The organism is Bacillus sp. FG16 (assembly GCF_057809515.1).
This window is the reverse complement of the sequence record NZ_JBMDKC010000007.1, coordinates 63,490-81,329: the sequence shown is the minus strand read 5'-3', so window position 1 is coordinate 81,329 and position 17,840 is coordinate 63,490. Positions and strand designations below refer to the sequence as shown.

Genomic DNA, 17,840 nt, shown 5'->3' with positions numbered 1-17,840 from the left:
ACTTGATCAAATATAAGTATGTACTTGGAATATTTTTCGCTTGTCTTTTAGTTACTCTATGTCTCTATCCCTATTTACCAACTCGTATGGCAGTACATTGGAATGTAAATGGTGAGCCAAACGAGTTTATGAGTAAACAAGTTGTTGTAGCATTTATTCCTTGTTTTATTATTTTTTCATATGGATTTTTGTATATTATTTCACATAATATATTTAAGTTTAATGAAAGAGAGCATTGTATTATAGATGGATTTATAAAGAAAATTACGTTATTTATGTTGTTTATTCATATGCTTATCCTCTTTATTAATTTTGGGGATTTGATATTCTTTCAAACAGGATTAACGATTGGGATTAGTATGTTTCTTTTTATGCTGAGTAAAGAATTTAAGAAAATAAAAGGTAAAGAAAAAGACCCAATTAAATTACAAAAAATTCGTTTAGTAAGTAGACGGATTTTTCAAGTGATGGCATGTAGTATATTGTTTTCATTGTTTTTGAAATTAGAGTGGGGATTTTATGTATTGCTTAGTATAATAAGCTGTGGATCTATGCTGTTTATGTTATATATTTTCTATTCATACATAATAGAAAGCTATGAAACTTAAAAAAGAGTCTTCTCATTATGAGAAGACTCTTTTAATCTATTTACTTTGTAATAAATTGTTGTGTCCAGTAGTTGCCGCTTTCTACATAACCAACACCGATGTGAGTGAAGCCGTTATTTAAGATGTTTGCACGGTGTCCAGCGCTGTTCATCCAAGCTTGTACTACTTCTTCAGGTGTACGTTGGCCTTGAGCGATGTTTTCACCTGCAGATGTATAAGAAATACCAAATTTCTTCATCATATCAAACGGAGATCCGTATGTAGGGCTGTTATGATCAAAGTAGTTGTTTTTTTGCATATCTTCAGACTTAATACGTGCTACTTTGCTTAATTCAGTATCGATTTTTAGTGCTGATAAGCCTTGTTTTGCACGCTCAGCGTTTGTTAATTCAACAACACGTTGTTCGAACTCGCTTAAAGATTTTGCTTCTTCAGCAGGCTTTTGCTCAGCTGGTTTTTGTTCAGCAGGTTTTTGCGTATTGTTGTTTTCAGCAGGCTTTTGTTCAGCAGGTTTTTGAACTTCTTCAGCAGGCTTTTGCTCGGCAGGTTTTTGCTCAGCAGGCTTTTGAGTTTCTGGCTTAGCTGTTGGTTGCTCAGTTACAACATTTTCAGTAGGTTGTTGACCAGGAATGAAGCAGTTTGGTTGGAAGTTTCCTTGTTGCCATTGTGCTAATGATTCAACTCCCATAGATTGTAAGAATGCTTGTAGTTCTTGTTGGCTCATTTGCTTCATCATCACTTTTGAATGCTGAATATTTTGAACCTTTATGTTAGATGGTTGTACTGTTGCAGCTTGTGCATCTAGAGAAGATACTCCTAAAGTAAGAGCCGTTGCAGCAGCTACAGATAATAAAACACGCTTTTTCATGATGTGTGTCCCCCTATATAAAGTTTTAATTTGTTTTCACACGATTTGTTTTTGACAGCCTGTCTGACTGACAAATTCATCGTAGCATACAATTTGCAAGAAAAAAGATGGAAAAAAATTCATAGACTTTAAAATTACCTAATTTATCCTAAGAGAAGAAGGGAGCAAAAATAAGAGAAATATAGAGTATAAAAGGAATTTATAGTGTTTTTATACTTGGTTTTAAGAGGGTGTTTTTGGATAAAGTTACCTAAATAGAAAATGAAGAATCCTATTGTATCAATGGTTTGAGCGATTTTTTGAGGAATATAATGGATTGATTTTTACAAAACTGTAATGTTTCTGTTGTTCTTTTTTATAATAAAGTAACATATTTTTAATGTTGTAGCAGACAAAAAAGCGGCTATCTCTTTACATAGACGAAGGAGATAGCCGTTTTCCTATTATTACGTATGTTACGAGTTATTACGAGTTAGTTTCAATTGCTTCTAATAATAAATCCACAATGTGAATTCCTCTCATTTTATGAGAAAGCCCTTCTCGCTCAATGCCCAATTTCATTTGTAATAAACAACCTGGATTTGCAGTAACAATGGTTGCTGCGTCTGTTTCATGTACACGGTCCATTTTGTAATCTAGAAATTCCATTGATAACTCTGAATGAACAATATTGTAAATACCAGCAGAGCCACAGCAGCGGTCCGCATCTTTCATTTCTCGATATGTTGCACCTTGGATAGCCTCTAGTAACATACGAGGTTCAGAAGATGTGCGCATAACATTGCGTAAATGACAAGAGTCTTGATACGTAATAACCTGCGGCGTGAGTCGTAAGTCAGTTCGCTTATGGAAGTCTAGTTCTACTAGTATAGCAGTAATATCTTTAATCTTAGAAACAAACTGCTTAGCACGTTCAGCCCAATCCGGATCATCCTTTAAAAGATAATCATAGTCTACGAAGTAAGCTCCGCAACCTCCTGCATTCGTAATAATATAGTCGATGTTTAAATCTTCGAATGCTTTTATATTTCGCTTTGCTAATTCTTTTGCTCCACTCTTTTCACCAGCATGTCCATGCAATGCACCGCAGCAACTTTGTGTTTTCGGAATAACAATATCACAACCAGCTAATTGGAGAAGTTTCATCGTTGCGTTATTTGTTTCTAAAAACATCGTATCCATTAAGCAGCCTGTGAAGAATGCAACTTGTTTTTTCTTTGTACTTTCTGCAGGTAAAAATGAAGGACGATCTTTCATTGCTTTCATTTTAGGGACTTTTGGTAAAACGAGATCCATCGTTGCAAGTGTTTCAGGGAATAACTTCATAATACCTGTTTTATGTGTTAGCGTTTGTAAACCAGAACGTTGATAAAATCCGATTAGTCCGGTTAATGTTCGCATTCGATTTTGATGGGGGAATAATCCTTCAAAAACGACTTTTCGAACAGCTTTCACTGGCATTGAGAATTTTTTATTTTGATTAATAATATCTCGAGCTTCTTCTAATAAATGTCCATAATTTACACCAGATGGACAAACAGGCTCACAAGCACGGCAACCAAGACAAACGTTTAATGTATTTTCAACATCTTCATCTGGTTCGATTAAACCATCAACGACTGCTTTCATTAATGCGATACGTCCGCGCGGTGAATGTGACTCTTTATATCCGGATTGAATGTAGGTAGGACAAGTAGGTAAACAAAAACCGCATCGCATACAGTTTAGTAGCTCATCTTCACTTAATCGTTTTTTAAATTCTTTTTGAATATTTTCTTTATTTAATGTGGTCATCGCTCAACCACCACTCTTTTTCGAGTGTCTTTCGCGAACATTTTTCCAGGATTCATAATGTTATTTGGATCAAAAGCTTGCTTTATTCCTTGCATAGCTGCAATACCTTCTTTACCTAATTTCATTTCTAAATATGGAGCTTTCATCGCACCAACACCGTGTTCACCAGTAATTGTGCCACCAAGTTCAATTGCTTTTGCAAATATTTCAGCAAAAGCTTGTTCAGCTCGGTGCATTTCTTCTGCATTACGAGCATCTGTCATACAAGTTGGATGTAAGTTACCATCACCAGCGTGTCCAAACGTACAAATAGGAATATTATATTTTTTTGCAATGGCATTAATTGCTTCAACCATCGGAGCGATTTGTGAACGTGGTACAGTCGCATCTTCTAATATTGTAGTAGGTTTTAATCGTGCGAGCGCTGATAGAGCACTACGGCGAGCAGTACGAAGCGCATCTGCTTCTGTTTCATCTTTTGCAATGCGAACATCAACTGCATTCATAGAGCGGCAAACGTTAGCCATGTTTTCAATATCTCGATTGACTACTTCGGGCGGGCCGTCTTGTTCGATTAATAAAATTGCTTTTACATCTGTAGGTAAACCGATTTGCGCAAACTCTTCTACTACTTCAATTGTCGGTTGGTCTAAAAACTCCAGGGTTGCTGGAATGATTTTATTTGCAATCATAGAAGAAACAGCACGTGCAGCTTCATTAATATCTTCATATAATGCAAGCATTGTTTTCTTTGTTTCAGGTATAGGAACAAGTTTTAATATAGCTTCTGTTACCACACCAAGTGTTCCTTCAGAACCGATAAATAAACGAGTTAAATCGTAACCTGCTACATCTTTTGCTAATTTACCGCCAGTGCGAATAATATCACCATTTGGTAAGACAAGTTCAAGCCCCATTACATAATCACGTGTTACGCCATATTTCAAACCGCGTAATCCACCTGAGTTTTCATTAATATTGCCGCCGATTGTAGAAATTTTCATCGAGCTTGGATCTGGTGGATAAAATAAACCTTTTTCTTCTACCGCTTTAATAATATCAAGTGTAATGACACCAGCTTGTACAGTAATTGTTAAGTTTTCTTCATCAATTTCTAAAATATTGTTCATATGGCGGAAAATAAGGACGATACCGCCTTCAAGTGGACATGTACCTGCGCAAAGGTTTGTTCCAGACCCGCGCACATATACAGGAATTTTGTGAGTGTTACATATTTTTAACACTTCAGCTACTTCATTTGTATTACGAGGAGCAATGACTGCATCAGGTATTGCTTGGAAGTTTGGAGTGGCATCATAACTATAAGTTAAACGACCCATATTGGATGTATCTACATTATCTTCGCCAACAATAGATACGAATGAATGAATAATTTGCTTTTCTAACATTGGAAATCCCCCTCAAACTGTTAACGTTTTTAGTTATAATAAACAACGTGGTAACAGTGCTTTCATTATAATGATAAAAAAGTCGAGGGATTCTTTCTATGTGTAATCATCTGAAGATTAATCTGTTTTATCCTTCTTTTTTGTATGATTATCTAATAGGAGGAGTGCGAAGTATAAAACGTTTAAGTCTTTGAATTGCTTTGGATCAAGTCCTGTATGTTCTTCAATCTTTTTTAGCCTGTAATGTAATGTGTTAATGTGTATATGTAATTGTTTAGCCGTCTGTTTATAAGATTGGTTATAATCGATAAATAAGCGTAAAGTGTGCATAAGCTCAGGAAATGATAGTAAGTTCTCGATGGTACGCTCTAGAAATTGTTCGCGCGTTTCGGCAGAAATATCTTGTAAACACATTTCTAAACGTAAATCTTCATTAAATACAATTTTTTTCGTTTCCAATGATACAGAAAGAGCGCGTAATGCTTGTTCGTAACATATGTTCATATTGTTTGAGGTAACTGTTTGTCCAATCCCGATATATAAAGGAATCGAAAATAAAGTTTCGCAGTCTTGTTTTAACCGTTTTAAAAATTGATAAGTTTGCTCTTTGGAGCTCGTTGCTGTAAATAAAATAAAACGATCATTTCCCCAACGAACAAATAGATGCTCTTTTGTTAAAATATTACGTATGTGTTGCCATATTTTACGCTGGAGCATCGTGTCATTTTTGCCAATAGAAAACAAAATAAGTTGTTTTTTCTTATATAAATCAATGCCAAGTGTTTTGGCGCGATCAAGAAAACTCGGGGACCACTCTGTATTTTGAAGCCAATCAAAGACGAAAGCTTCATAAGAACGGTGCTCAAGTTCTAGTTGCTCTAAAAAGTAGTTTTCATGAATTAATAATTCGGTCATCTTACGCAATATTTCGCCGTAGCGTGAAATATTTTCAGGTTCTCCTGTAATTCCAATGACACCAATTACTTCATCATGAAATAATAAAGGAAGATTCATCCCAGCCTTTACACCTTGCAATCGCCTTTCATCTTCTTTTGTAATGATGACGGTTTTCTTTTGTTTGGCGCAGCGGAGTGCACCTTCATGAAATTGACCAATTCTTTCTGTATCTGTACTTGCGATAATAACGCCTTCTATATTAATGATAATAATATTTTCTGTAATTAGTCTGCGTACTTCTCGTACAATTTTATTCGCTAAATCAGGAAATAGCATAATTGACACACCTCAAATTCTATTTGTTGTACATTATATATGTAAATGCAGTAAGAAAGGAAAATTTCACACTTTCCACACATTTATTTGTTATTTTACAATTATAACGAAATCATCCGAAGATGGAGGGAATCTTTTGAGAAAGTATGTTTTTCTTCTCTGTTTTTTATTTCTATTAGTAGGGTGTCAAGGAAGTTCATATACACCAATTGCTAAAGATAAAAATGTTATTATAACAACGAATATAAAAGAAGGCAGTATTAGTTTTATTGATAAAAAAGATAAAAAGTTAATCACGACATGGGAACTAAATGAGCCAATGGCCGGAATCACACTGCTTCCAAACGGTGAGGAAATACTTGTATACGGTAAGCAATTAGAATATATGTATGTATATTCACTAGCGGAAGGAAGGCAAGTAGGAAAATATAAAACTGGAAAGGGCATTGTAAATGTGGTCGTATCAGAAGATAAAAAACAATTATTTGCTGCCGATCAAAATGTTCAAAAGGTAAGGTTCTTTACGATAAATGGGAAAGAGACAGGAAATGTTTCAACAGGCAAAGGACCTATAACGATGGTAGAGTATCATAATCGGTTATCTGTATTAAACTTTTATGATACGAAACTAACGACAATTGATACGAAGAAAAAAGAGGTTGTTCAATCCTTTATGATTCCACCAGCATCAACAGGAGCAACGATTAGTCCTGATGGGAAAGAAATATGGATTGGCGGACATGGTGATGGAAATCAAGTAAATGAGAAAGTGTTAGTGTATTCTTTGCAGGATGGAGAAATGGTACGTTCTTTACATGCTCCATTTATGCCTGTGAATATAACGAAGGATAGTAAGTACGTATATGCATTAAGTCATGGGTCGAATACACTTAGAAAGTTTGATATTAGCACATATAAAGAAATAGCTTCTGTAGAAGTAGGATCGAATCCATTTGCATTTTTGGAGAGCGGAGCAGAAGGATATGTAGCAAGTTATGATAGTGATGAAGTGTGCGTTATGGATATGAAGAATTTAAAAATAAAACAAACAATTAAAGTCGGAAAAGGACCGTTTCAACTCATAGAGAGGGAAGGGAAGGACAATGAATAAATATAGAGTGCTAGTTGTAGATGATGAAAGTGATATGAGGCAGCTTGTTGGAATGTATTTGGATAACTTCGGATATGAGTGGGGAGAAGCTGAGAATGGAAAAGAGGCTCTTAAAAAACTAGAAACGGATCATTATGATTTCGTTGTATTAGATATTATGATGCCAGAAATGGATGGCCTTTCAGTTTGTAAAGAAATTAGAAAAACGTCAGATGTGCCGATTATATTTTTAACCGCAAAAGGTGAAGAGTGGAATAGGGTGAACGGCTTACGTATGGGAGCAGATGATTATATTGTAAAACCGTTTAGTCCTGGTGAATTGGTTGCCCGTATGGAAGCTGTGTTAAGAAGATATACAAAGCAAGAACAGCAAGAAGAGATTCAATTCGGACCAATTCTTATCAATGAAAAAAGTAGACGAATCGAGGCGGATGGTGAGTCGATTTCTCTTACTGTAAAAGAGTTTGATTTACTATATTTTCTTTGCCAGCATACAGGACAAGTATTTAGCCGGGAGCAATTACTTGAAAAGGTATGGGGATATGATTATGCCGGAAGTACAAGAACAGTAGATACGCACGTGAAAACGATGCGCTTGAAGCTTGGAGAAAGTGGAAACTACATTCAAACTGTTTGGGGTGTAGGCTATAAATTCGAGGTGTAACGTATGTTTACGATGGTACAAAAACTTTGGCTTACAGTAGTATGTGCAGTATGTGTAACAGTGTCCTTTCTTTATTTCGTATCTTTATACTCGTATGAAAAACTATACGTTGATAATTTAAAAGGCTCATTAGTAATGGAAGGAAAAAATCTTGCTGCTCAATATGATAAGCACGAAGGAATATCAACTTTTGAAGAGAAAGTAAGGTCGTTTGATCAAATATCTAGTTCAGACGTTATTTTCGTGTCTAATCCGCGTGATTTAAGCGCATGTTTGCCTTTTGATGTGCATCATCATTCCCTTATAAGTGAAGGAGATAGGCAAACACTATTAGATGGGAAAACTGTGACAAAAATAGGATATGAAGAACATTTTGACCGTAATATTATGGGGGTTGTCATCCCTGTATTGGAAAATAAAAAATTAGTCGGAATTGTCTATTCGTATATTCCTTTAAAAAGTATAAAAGACTTAATTTATGATATGGGTCTTATTTTAGCACCATTAGCAATTGCTATGATTTTAATTACTATATGGGTTGGAAGAAAAATTATAATTGCAATTACGAAGCCACTTTCGCAAATGGAACGGGTTGCAAATCATTTGGCTACGGGAGATTTCTCGGAGCGGATTACAGTTTCTTCAGAGGATGAGATTGGACGACTAGGAAAAGCATTTAATAAAATGGCCAATTCATTAGAAACAGAAGATGTAAAGCGTAAGGAATTTTTAGCAAATGTTTCGCATGAACTTAGAACACCACTTAGTTATATAAAAGGGTATAGCGAGGCTATTTTAGATGGCGTTGCTAAGGGACCGCAGCAGGAAAAAGTAACGCAGCTAATTCATAAAGAAGCAGGTCGTATGCAGCGTCTCGTTCATGACTTGTTAGACTTAGCACAATTAGAAGGTGAGCACTTTCCGTTAAAGAAGCAACCTATCGTTTTTTCACAGCTGATTGAAGACGTATTAGATACGTATGAGATTAAGTTTATAGAAAAGGAACTTCATATTTCAACCAATTTAAATCCAGAGATCATTGTCATGATTGATGAGGATCGTATGCAACAAGTGCTTCATAATGTGTTAGATAATGCGATACGGTATACAAATCAAAACGGAAATATCGTTATAACTTTAGAGCAAATCGATGATTACTGTGAATTGAAAATACAAGATACAGGAATTGGAATTGATATAGAGCATTTAGAAAATCTTGGAGAGCGCTTTTACCGAGTTGATAAAGCGAGAAGTCGTCAACATGGTGGAACAGGCTTAGGTCTTGCTATTGTGAGACAAATTGTCCATATACATGGTGGACAGTGGCGAATTGAAAGTGAAAAAGATAAAGGAACAACGGTTATTATTAAACTGAATGTACAGGATGAGGTGGGCATGTTCTAATTTTTAGGACATGTTCTTTATATTGAAGGGAATATTTATCCCGCTATTTGCCGAGCAGTAAGATCCCCACCTCAAAATTCAACGGAAGCAAAGAAGTTAGGTGGGGAATGAACAAGACCCCTACTGATTAAAGTTTCACTTTATACGTAAAAATATAAATTAATATGTAATAAATATCAAAAATTTGACTATTTTATGAACAAAACATTTGTACTTCTTATCAATTCGGTCTAAAATAGTTATGATGCAAAGTTCTTATAAATCGTTTCAATTGTTGTTTGGAAGATACTGAGGTGATTTAACTGGAGTACAAATCTATTAAACCGAAAAAAATTTACGAAGAAGTATCTGAAGCTATTTTAACAATGATTAAAAATGGTACGTTAAAACCTGGTGACAAACTACTCCCTGTGCATCAATTAGCTGAGCAGTTTCAAGTTGGCAGATCTGCTGTTCGTGAAGCGCTAAGTGCGCTAAGAGCGATGGGCTTAATTGAGATGAAACAAGGAGAAGGTACATATGTGAAGAACTTCGATTCTTCTTCATTAACGAAATCATTAAACAATAGATTATTAATGAAGAAAGAAGATATTTTGAATTTATTAGAAGTACGAAAGGTGCTTGAAGTGGGGGCAGTTCGAGTAGCGGCGGCAAAACGTACGGAAGATAATTTACAAAATATGAAACATTGGTTAGATGAAATGGCAAAGAGCATTGGAGATGAAAAGGCTGGCGAAAAAGCCGATTTTCAATTTCATATGGGAATTGCAGAGTCTTCGCATAATAACATTTTGCTTGAACTCATGAATCATGTTTCAGAGATGATTGCTGAAACGATTGGTGAATCAAGACGCATTATTTTATATGGTGAACAAACGACATCAGAACGACTTATAGAAGAGCATCAAGTTATATATGATGCGGTGTTAAAACAAGATGTAGAATTAGCGCAGCAAGCAATGCTAGATCATTTAACAAATGTAGAACATATTGTCACAGGTAAAAACGATATAAATTCGTAATTTAATCTTTTAAAAATTTAATTTTCTGATAAAATAGAGAAAGATTAAGTAAGCGTTTTCTTTAGAAGAGGGAGAGGATAGGCCATGGTTGAGCCTATTTCTTCTCTACTCAGTCATCTGATGACCATATGTTTGTTGGTGAAGTTGTAAAAAGGGGGAGTAATAGTTATGAAAGTTACTTTATTTGTTACTTGTTTAGTCGATATGTTTGAAACAAATGTCGGCAAAGCAACAGTTGAAGTGTTGGAGCGTTTAGGTTGTGAAATTGAATTTCCAGAAGCACAAGTTTGTTGTGGCCAGCCTGCTTATAATAGTGGCCATGTAGAAGCAGCAAAAGAAGCGATGAAACATATGATTGAAACTTTCGAAGATGCAGAATATATTGTTACGCCATCTGGTTCGTGTGCGACAATGTTTCATGAGTATCCGCATGTTTTCAAAGATGATCCAAAGTGGGCTAAACGTGCACAAAAAGTTGCTGATAAAACTTATGAATTTACACAGTTTATTGTAGATGTTTTAAAAGTTACAGATGTTGGTGCAAGTTTACCAGGGATAGCTACTATTCATAAATCATGTCATATGACACGTATGCTCGGGATAAAAGAAGCACCAGGAATTTTATTATCAAATGTAAAAGGATTAACTGTGAGAGATTTGCCAAACGTGCAAAATTGTTGCGGGTTTGGGGGAACGTTTTCAGTTAAGATGACTCCAATTTCTGAGCAAATGGTAGACGAAAAAGTAGATAGTGTAATGGAAACAGGTGCAGATTATTTAATCGGTGCAGATTGTGGGTGTTTGTTAAACATTGGCGGACGTATTGAGCGTTTAGGAAAAGAAGTAAAAGTAATGCATATTGCTGAGGTACTGAATAGTCGCTCATGAAGGGGGAACATAAGCTATGTCTATGAAAATCAGTGAGAAAAAATTTAATGATCGCGTTGGTGATGGAATTCAAGATTCGTTTATGCGCGGAGCAGTTTCTTCTGCACAAACGCGTTTATATACGAATCGCTTAAAAGCCGCAGATGAATTAGGAAACTGGGAAGAGTGGCGAGAACTAGGTGAACAAATTCGTCAACATACATTAGAAAATCTTGATTATTATTTAATGCAGTTAAGTGAAAATGTATCAAAAAGAGGCGGACACGTGTACTTTGCGAAGACGAAAGAGGAAGCAGCAAAGTATATTCAAGACGTTGCCAAAAAGAAACAAGCGAAAAAAGTAGTAAAATCAAAGTCGATGGTAACAGAAGAAATCAGTATGAACCATGCGCTTGAAGAGATTGGCTGTGAAGTGTTAGAGAGTGACTTAGGAGAGTATATCTTACAAGTAGATAACGATCCACCTTCACATATTATTGCACCTGCACTTCATAAAAATAGAACGCAAATTCGCGATGTATTTAAAGAAAAACTAGGATATGAAAATTCTGATGACCCGTATGAAATGACAAAGTTTGTTCGTAAACAACTTCGTGAGAAATTTATGGATGCAGAAATTGGTGTAACTGGGTGTAACTTTGCTGTTGCAAATACTGGCTCTCTTTGTTTAGTAACGAATGAAGGTAATGCAGATCTTGTTATGTCAATTCCGAAAACACAAATTGCGGTAATGGGTATGGAACGTATGGTTCCGACAATGGAAGAATTAGATGTTTTAGTTGGTTTACTATGTCGTAGTGCAGTAGGCCAAAAATTAACAAGTTATGTTACAGTAGCAGGACCAATTCAAGAAGAGGAAGTTGATGGACCTGAAGAATTCCATTTAGTTGTTGTTGATAATGGTCGCTCTCAAATTCTTGGATCTGAATTCCGTTCAGTATTACAATGTATTCGTTGCGCTGCTTGTGTTAACGTATGTCCTGTATATCGTCACGTTGGTGGACATTCATATGGATCGATTTACTCAGGGCCAATCGGTGCGGTATTAACACCGCTTCTAGGTGGATATGATGATTACAAAGAGCTTCCTTATGCATCTAGTTTATGCGGAGCATGTACAGAAGCTTGTCCAGTAAAAATTCCATTGCATGATTTATTATTAAAACATCGTCAAGTCATCGTTGAGCAAGAAGGTCGTGCACCACTTGCAGAAAAACTAGCGATGAAAATGTTTAGTATGGGTGCTTCTTCAGCTGCTTTATATAAAATGGGTTCAAAAATGGCACCAGCGGCAATGAGTCCATTTACATCTGGTAATCGTGTATCAAAAGGTGTTGGACCACTTAAAAACTGGACGGATATTCGTGAATTTCCAGCTCCAAGTAAAGAACGATTCCGTGATTGGTATAAAGATCATAAGAAAGGCGGGGATAAATAATGACAGGATTAATTCAAAACCGTGATGCCTTTCTAGATAACATTGCAAAAGAACTTGGACGCGCGCGTAAAACAGAAGGTGTAGAGCGTCCAGTATGGAAAAGTAATGTGAATATAGAAACGTTAAAAGATTATTCACAAGAAGAATTACTAGAAGTGTTTAAAAAGCAATGTACAAACATTCATACAAATGTAGTAGAAACGACAAATGACCGTTTAGGTGAAGACCTTCAAAAAGTAATCATGGAAAACGGCGGGGGACCTATTTTATTATCAGCAGATGAGCGTTTTGATGCATATGGTTTAACATCTTTATTTAAAGAAGAACTTCCAAAGCGAGACATTGAAGTAAACGTATGGGATCCAGAGAGAAAAGACGAAAATATGCGTTTAGCTGAAAAAGCGAATATTGGTATTGCATTTAGTGATTATACATTAGCTGAATCTGGTACAATTGTTGTACAAAGCCATAAAGGGCAAGGACGTTCTTTACACTTTTTACCGACTGTATATTTTGCTATTATTCCACGTGAAACACTTGTGCCTCGTATTACACAAGCGGTTCAGGATATGAACTCACGTGTAGAAAATGGGGAGACAGCGGCATCTTGTATTAACTTTATTACAGGGCCAAGTAACTCGGCTGATATTGAGATGAATCTTGTTGTCGGAGTACATGGACCATTAAAAGCAGTATATTTCATCGTATAAAAGAGGGGAAAGCAGGCCGGAAAATGGCCTGCTTTTTTAGTAGAATAAAGGATAATATGAAGTAGAAGTTCTCTCCTTTTTTTGCTATGTTTTTTGGGAAAGGAGAGGAAGGGATGTTCACTTATTTATATGCACTGTTAGCAGGGATGGTGTTTGGTTCTTTTTTTATGTTAGTTGCGATGAGGATTCCATTAGGTGCGTCTATCATTACCCCGCGTTCACATTGTTATTATTGCAAATATGTGCTAAGGCCAAAAGAATTAATCCCCATCATTTCATTTTATATACAAAGAGGCTGTTGTACGAATTGTAAGAGAAAAATTCCAATTATGTATGTAGCATTTGAATGTATAACAGGAAGTATATTTCTTCTTACCGTGTATATGATTGGAATAGAACGAGAGCTTATTATCATTTTATCCCTTTTTTCGCTACTTCTTATTATTTCAGTTACAGATTACTTATATATGTTAATTCCTGATTGTATTTTAATTTCGTTTGCCGTTTTACTCATTCTTGAAAGTGTTTTTGTACAATTAGTTACTTGGACAGATAGTATAGTTGGTAGTGGTTTTATATTCATTTTGTTATATTGCATGCAAAAGATATATCCAGAAGGGCTTGGCGGAGGAGATATAAAACTACTTTCGTTACTTGGGTTTATAGTAGGAGTGAAGGGAGTTTTTATCGTTTTATTTTTAGCGTCTTGTTTCAGTCTTTGTTTCTTCGGGATTGGTATCGTATTAAAACGTATAGAAGTACGAAAACCAATTCCATTTGGTCCTTTTATTAGTCTTGCGGCAATATGTTATGTATTGGCCGCATATTCAAATTAGAGAGGGAATAGAAAATGAACGTATATATGGATGATCAAAGAAGTTGCCCGTTCGGGTATGTGCCCGCAACTACAGTAGAATGTGCCTTGCAAATGGTCCGGGATTATGATGTGAATATTCTTTCCCTTGATTTTAATATGGGGTGGGGAGCAAAAAATGGACTGGATTTTGTAGAAGCTTTTTGTACAGAGGGGTTATATGTAAATGAAATTCACCTTCATACGAATGATATCATCGGTATGCACAAGATGAAACAGAGAATGGATAAGGGAAAGGAAGAAGGAGAAATTAATCCTCACCTTGTTGTTAAATACGTGGGAAGCTAAAAACTCCAAAGTAAAACTTTGGAGTTTTTAATGTTTCATATGTGCTTGTAAAGGAATAATCTCTTCTTGTTGAGTTGCTGCGATTTCAGTTTCTTCCTGTTGAACTTCAGGTGTTTTCTTTGTTAAGTAGTGGTATACCATACCGACAAATACTGATCCGCCAATAATGTTACCGATTGTAACAGGAATTAAGTTATGAATAGCACCTGAAAAAGAAATTGTCTCAGGATGCGGTGAAACTAAAGATAAAGCAAAGAGTGACAAGTTTGCAATACTATGTTCGTAACCAGATAAGAAGAATGTGAAAACAAGTAGCATCATGACCATTATTTTTGCTGTGTCGCCTTTAACCTGAGATGGTAAGAAGCAAGCAAGACATACGAGCCAGTTACATAAAATGGCTTTAAAGAATAGCTGCATTGTAGGTGTGTTCATCTTTCCTTCAACGACTTTATTCATTAAGTGACCGTGATCAATTGCTTCAAAAATTCCAGTTGCGTAAAATAGTAAGGCAAAGAATAACGCGCCGGCTAAGTTACCTGCATAACAAGCAACCCAGTTACGAAGTGTATCAGAAATCGTTGTTTCTTTCCTTAAAGTTGCTACAGTAAAGTACATTGTGTTTCCAGTAAACAATTCAGCACCGCCATATATAATAAGTACGAGAGCAATCCCGAAAAACATAGAAGCAGCTAAATAAGTTGCTGGTGAATCTGCAATGTGAAAAAAGTTACCTAATTTAAAACATAGTACAATAATAAAACCGATATAAATACCCGCAAGTGCAGCACGAATGAAATATTGCATTGGGTTTGTATCTAGCATTTTCTTTTTGCTTTTAGCCAGTTTGACAACATAATCTAGTCCTTGTTCTAGCATGAGTAATACGCTCCTTTAGTAAATCTTCTATAAATACTCCTTATATGAATAAAGTACATGGAATTGTTCTCACTTTCAATAAGTTTGTGCAATGTTTCACAAAAAGGACATACATACGTTAAGAAAACGTTTACAAAAGATAGTATAATGGAATTTTTTCTGGACATTGAGAGGAAGAAAGGAAAAAGAAAAAGCGCTGTAATTACAGCGCTTTTTCGTCTAAATTCTTTTCTACTTTTACTTCTACTTCTTTTGAGAAGAACCAACCACCAACTGCGATTCCGACTAATACAATCCAGAATGTAAGCTTCCACGGAGTGGATTCTGGGAATGAATGTGGAATTACATTTAATGCAGGGTGTGCTAATGTATAAACTGCTAGCTTCACACCAACCCAACCTACAATTAAGAATGCTGCAGTTTCAAGTCCTGGTTTACGTTTTAAGATTTGTACGAAAGCAGTTGCTGCAAATCGCATAATGATTAATCCGATAAGTCCACCTACAAAGATAACAACGAATTGCCCAGTATCTAGACTACCAATTGTACCTAATCCTGTTTTTGGTAAAGTCATTGCTAGTGCAACCGCAGCTAAAATTGAATCAACTGCGAAGGCGATATCAGCAATTTCAACTTTAAATACAGTCCACCAAAAGTTCTCTTGTTTTTTCTTTGCTTCTTTTTCTTCTGTTTCTTCATCTGTATTCTTTTTAACATATGTTTTAAATAAGTGATTACCAGCGATAAACATAAGGTAGATGGCACCGATTGCTTGCACTTGCCATACATCGACTAAGAACGAAATCATAAATAACGATCCAAATCGGAAAACAAATGCCCCCGCTAATCCGTAAAATAGTGCTTTCTTTCGTTTTTCTTCTGGTAAATGTTTTACCATAATTGCAAGAACAAGAGCGTTATCAGCCGCTAAAATCCCTTCAAGTGCAATTAGGATGAGTAATACCCAACCATACTCCAATAATAATGATACATCCATGTACATTCTCCTATCATCTCTATAAGTTCTAAATAAGTGAAGAATTTCCCCACTATTTAGTTTCCCCATACTCCTGCCTATTAACTTTGGAAGAATTTGGAAGTGAATACAAAAAAGACCTCTGCCGTTAATAGGCAAAGGTCTTGCTAGACATATGTAATAAAAATGCCAACAAAGCCGGAAGAACTAAGTTCTACGTAATGACGACTTTGTTTCCAAGAAATATTCTTGGACGCTACTCCCCTTTGGAGATATGTTATTGTATTCTCATTATATGGATAATTTATACGGTTGTCAACCTGTTAAAATATCTTCATTAGGATATTTTATTTTCCGGTTCTTTTTACGAGCAAATGAAAAAGCCAATGTTAAAGGACCCATTTTCCCAAAAAACATCATAAAGATAATAATAGCTTTTCCGATTATAGTTAAGTGAGGTGTTAAGTTCATACTGAGGCCAACAGTCCCAAATGCTGAAAATACTTCGAAAGCACTCATCAATAGAGGAACTCGCTCAGTAATACTCAAAATTAAAATAGCAAAAAAGATAAATGAAATGGAAATAATAGTAATGGTTAATGATTTGACAATGAGAGTATCTTTAATGGATTTTTTAAATACGACAATATCCTCTTGTTCTTGTAAAAATTTAAATACGCCAAAAAATATGATTAAAAATGTTGTTAACTTAATCCCACCACCCGTTGAAGCACTACCAGCACCAATAAACATAAGGAGCATCATTAATAGGAGGGAAGGTTTTGACAATGTAGAAATATCAACAGTATTAAACCCGGCAGTTCGTGTTGAAATTGCTTGAAAATAAGAGGCCATTCCTTCTTCAAATGGGGTAAAACCTCTCATAGAAAGGGAGTTATGGAACTCGAATATAAAAATAAAAAGGGTAGCAATAATGTTGACGATTAGAGTAGAAGTGAGCATAAGTTTTGAATGTAGTGTAAGGTTTTTAAAGTTTTTCTTTCTTTTTATGTCTACAATTACTGTAAAACCAATTCCACCTAAAATGATGAGAGAGGAAATGACGAAATTGACAAGAATGCTATGAGAATGGGACATTAAATTATCGCTCCACACAGAAAAACCAGCATTGTTAAAGGCTGAGATTGAATGGAAAAAACTATAATAGATCCCTTTGGCAACCCCATATTTTGGTACCCATTCAAAAGAAAGAATTAAAGTAGCGATACATTCGACTGTAAAAGAGAATAAAAATAATGCTTTGGCAAGACGGATAACGCCGCCGATATTCGTTTGATTTAATGCTTGTTGCAATAAAATACGGTTTTGAAGACCGATTTTTCTTCCGAGCATAATGGCAATTAAGACCGCAAAGCTCATAATGCCAAGCCCGCCAACTTGTATAAGCGTTAAAATGACACATTGTCCAAATAAAGTAAACACTTTTCCAGTATCCACAACACCAAGCCCAGTAACAGTACAAGCGGAAACGGTTGTAAATAAGGCATCGAGCCATGAAATGGACGTTGTCGTAGCAATTGGCAGTTTTAATAAGCATGTGCCGACAACTGATAATACAATAAAAGATAAAGTAAGAACGCGGGGAGGGCTCATGCTAATATTAATCCGTTTCATGTCACATATTGCTCCTTTCGTTTTGCTTTGATTAGTATG

17 protein-coding genes and 1 riboswitch are annotated in these 17,840 nt (G+C 35.6%); of the genes, 10 read left to right on the top strand and 7 right to left on the bottom strand.

The window, feature by feature from the left end; translation table 11 throughout:
• Positions 1-2 precede the first annotated feature (2 nt).
• A complete protein-coding gene (locus tag ACODS7_RS04795) occupies positions 3-608 on the top strand; it encodes a DUF1648 domain-containing protein (protein WP_098139284.1) in 606 nt (201 codons plus the stop codon).
• 40 nt (positions 609-648) lie between these two features.
• Here ACODS7_RS04795 and ACODS7_RS04790 read toward each other — a convergent pair whose 3' ends face one another.
• The 4 genes from ACODS7_RS04790 to ACODS7_RS04775 all read right to left on the bottom strand — a co-directional run bounded on the left by ACODS7_RS04790 (position 649) and on the right by ACODS7_RS04775 (position 5,912).
• Positions 649-1,476: a CAP domain-containing protein gene (locus ACODS7_RS04790; RefSeq protein ID WP_098629085.1), complete on the bottom strand. Its 828-nt coding sequence runs from the start codon at positions 1,474-1,476 to the stop codon at positions 649-651.
• Positions 1,477-1,941: 465 nt separating this feature from the next.
• Positions 1,942-3,270, bottom strand: a complete 1,329-nt coding sequence (locus ACODS7_RS04785; RefSeq protein ID WP_098629086.1) for a (Fe-S)-binding protein — start codon at positions 3,268-3,270, stop codon at positions 1,942-1,944.
• Positions 3,267-4,679 carry a glycolate oxidase subunit GlcD gene (gene glcD, locus ACODS7_RS04780; RefSeq protein WP_098629087.1) on the bottom strand — a complete coding sequence of 471 codons (1,413 nt, stop codon included), beginning with the start codon at positions 4,677-4,679 and terminating at the stop codon, positions 3,267-3,269. Before glcD ends, ACODS7_RS04785 begins: the two co-directional genes overlap by 4 nt.
• A 117-nt stretch (positions 4,680-4,796) precedes the next feature.
• On the bottom strand, positions 4,797-5,912 hold the full coding sequence (locus ACODS7_RS04775) for a CdaR family transcriptional regulator (RefSeq protein ID WP_098629088.1): 1,116 nt from the start codon (positions 5,910-5,912) through the stop codon (positions 4,797-4,799).
• Positions 5,913-6,048: 136 nt separating this feature from the next.
• Here ACODS7_RS04775 and ACODS7_RS04770 point away from each other — a divergent pair, with 136 nt between their 5' ends.
• The 9 genes from ACODS7_RS04770 to ACODS7_RS04730 all read left to right on the top strand — a co-directional run bounded on the left by ACODS7_RS04770 (position 6,049) and on the right by ACODS7_RS04730 (position 14,311).
• Entirely contained in the window at positions 6,049-7,023 is a 975-nt protein-coding gene (locus tag ACODS7_RS04770; RefSeq protein ID WP_001234155.1) for a YncE family protein, read from the top strand.
• Positions 7,016-7,687 carry a response regulator transcription factor gene (locus ACODS7_RS04765; RefSeq protein WP_001046397.1) on the top strand — a complete coding sequence of 224 codons (672 nt, stop codon included), beginning with the start codon at positions 7,016-7,018 and terminating at the stop codon, positions 7,685-7,687. The genes ACODS7_RS04770 and ACODS7_RS04765 overlap by 8 nt, the downstream gene beginning before the upstream one ends.
• Positions 7,688-7,690: 3 nt before the next feature.
• Positions 7,691-9,091, top strand: a complete 1,401-nt coding sequence (locus ACODS7_RS04760; protein ID WP_098629089.1) for a sensor histidine kinase — start codon at positions 7,691-7,693, stop codon at positions 9,089-9,091.
• Positions 9,092-9,423: 332 nt separating this feature from the next.
• The gene (locus ACODS7_RS04755) at positions 9,424-10,113 is read left to right on the top strand and encodes a FadR/GntR family transcriptional regulator (RefSeq protein ID WP_254904515.1); all 690 of its coding nucleotides are present in this window, start codon (positions 9,424-9,426) and stop codon (positions 10,111-10,113) included.
• Positions 10,114-10,281: 168 nt separating this feature from the next.
• Positions 10,282-11,001, top strand: coding sequence for a (Fe-S)-binding protein (locus tag ACODS7_RS04750; RefSeq protein ID WP_000869147.1), 720 nt, complete (start codon positions 10,282-10,284; stop codon positions 10,999-11,001).
• A 16-nt stretch (positions 11,002-11,017) separates the two neighbouring features.
• Positions 11,018-12,439 carry a LutB/LldF family L-lactate oxidation iron-sulfur protein gene (locus ACODS7_RS04745; RefSeq protein WP_000061930.1) on the top strand — a complete coding sequence of 474 codons (1,422 nt, stop codon included), beginning with the start codon at positions 11,018-11,020 and terminating at the stop codon, positions 12,437-12,439.
• Positions 12,439-13,149, top strand: a complete 711-nt coding sequence (locus tag ACODS7_RS04740; protein WP_029441774.1) for a LutC/YkgG family protein — start codon at positions 12,439-12,441, stop codon at positions 13,147-13,149. Before ACODS7_RS04745 ends, ACODS7_RS04740 begins: the two co-directional genes overlap by 1 nt.
• Positions 13,150-13,262: 113 nt before the next feature.
• The gene (locus tag ACODS7_RS04735; protein ID WP_029441775.1) at positions 13,263-13,985 is read left to right on the top strand and encodes a prepilin peptidase; all 723 of its coding nucleotides are present in this window, start codon (positions 13,263-13,265) and stop codon (positions 13,983-13,985) included.
• A 14-nt stretch (positions 13,986-13,999) separates the two neighbouring features.
• Complete coding sequence (locus ACODS7_RS04730) at positions 14,000-14,311, top strand: cyclic-phosphate processing receiver domain-containing protein (protein WP_029441776.1); 312 nt, start codon at positions 14,000-14,002, stop codon at positions 14,309-14,311.
• A gap of 27 nt (positions 14,312-14,338) precedes the next feature.
• On the opposite strand, the gene ACODS7_RS04725 is transcribed toward ACODS7_RS04730, so the two are convergent.
• The 3 genes from ACODS7_RS04725 to ACODS7_RS04715 all read right to left on the bottom strand — a co-directional run bounded on the left by ACODS7_RS04725 (position 14,339) and on the right by ACODS7_RS04715 (position 17,801).
• Positions 14,339-15,190, bottom strand: a complete 852-nt coding sequence (locus ACODS7_RS04725; RefSeq protein ID WP_016082385.1) for a formate/nitrite transporter family protein — start codon at positions 15,188-15,190, stop codon at positions 14,339-14,341.
• Between the two features lie 202 nt (positions 15,191-15,392).
• Complete coding sequence (locus ACODS7_RS04720; protein WP_116366117.1) at positions 15,393-16,187, bottom strand: TerC family protein; 795 nt, start codon at positions 16,185-16,187, stop codon at positions 15,393-15,395.
• A gap of 90 nt (positions 16,188-16,277) precedes the next feature.
• A riboswitch (yybP-ykoY riboswitch) is annotated at positions 16,278-16,443 on the bottom strand.
• 38 nt (positions 16,444-16,481) lie between these two features.
• Complete coding sequence (locus tag ACODS7_RS04715; protein ID WP_000822356.1) at positions 16,482-17,801, bottom strand: TrkH family potassium uptake protein; 1,320 nt, start codon at positions 17,799-17,801, stop codon at positions 16,482-16,484.
• Positions 17,802-17,840: the final 39 nt, after the last annotated feature.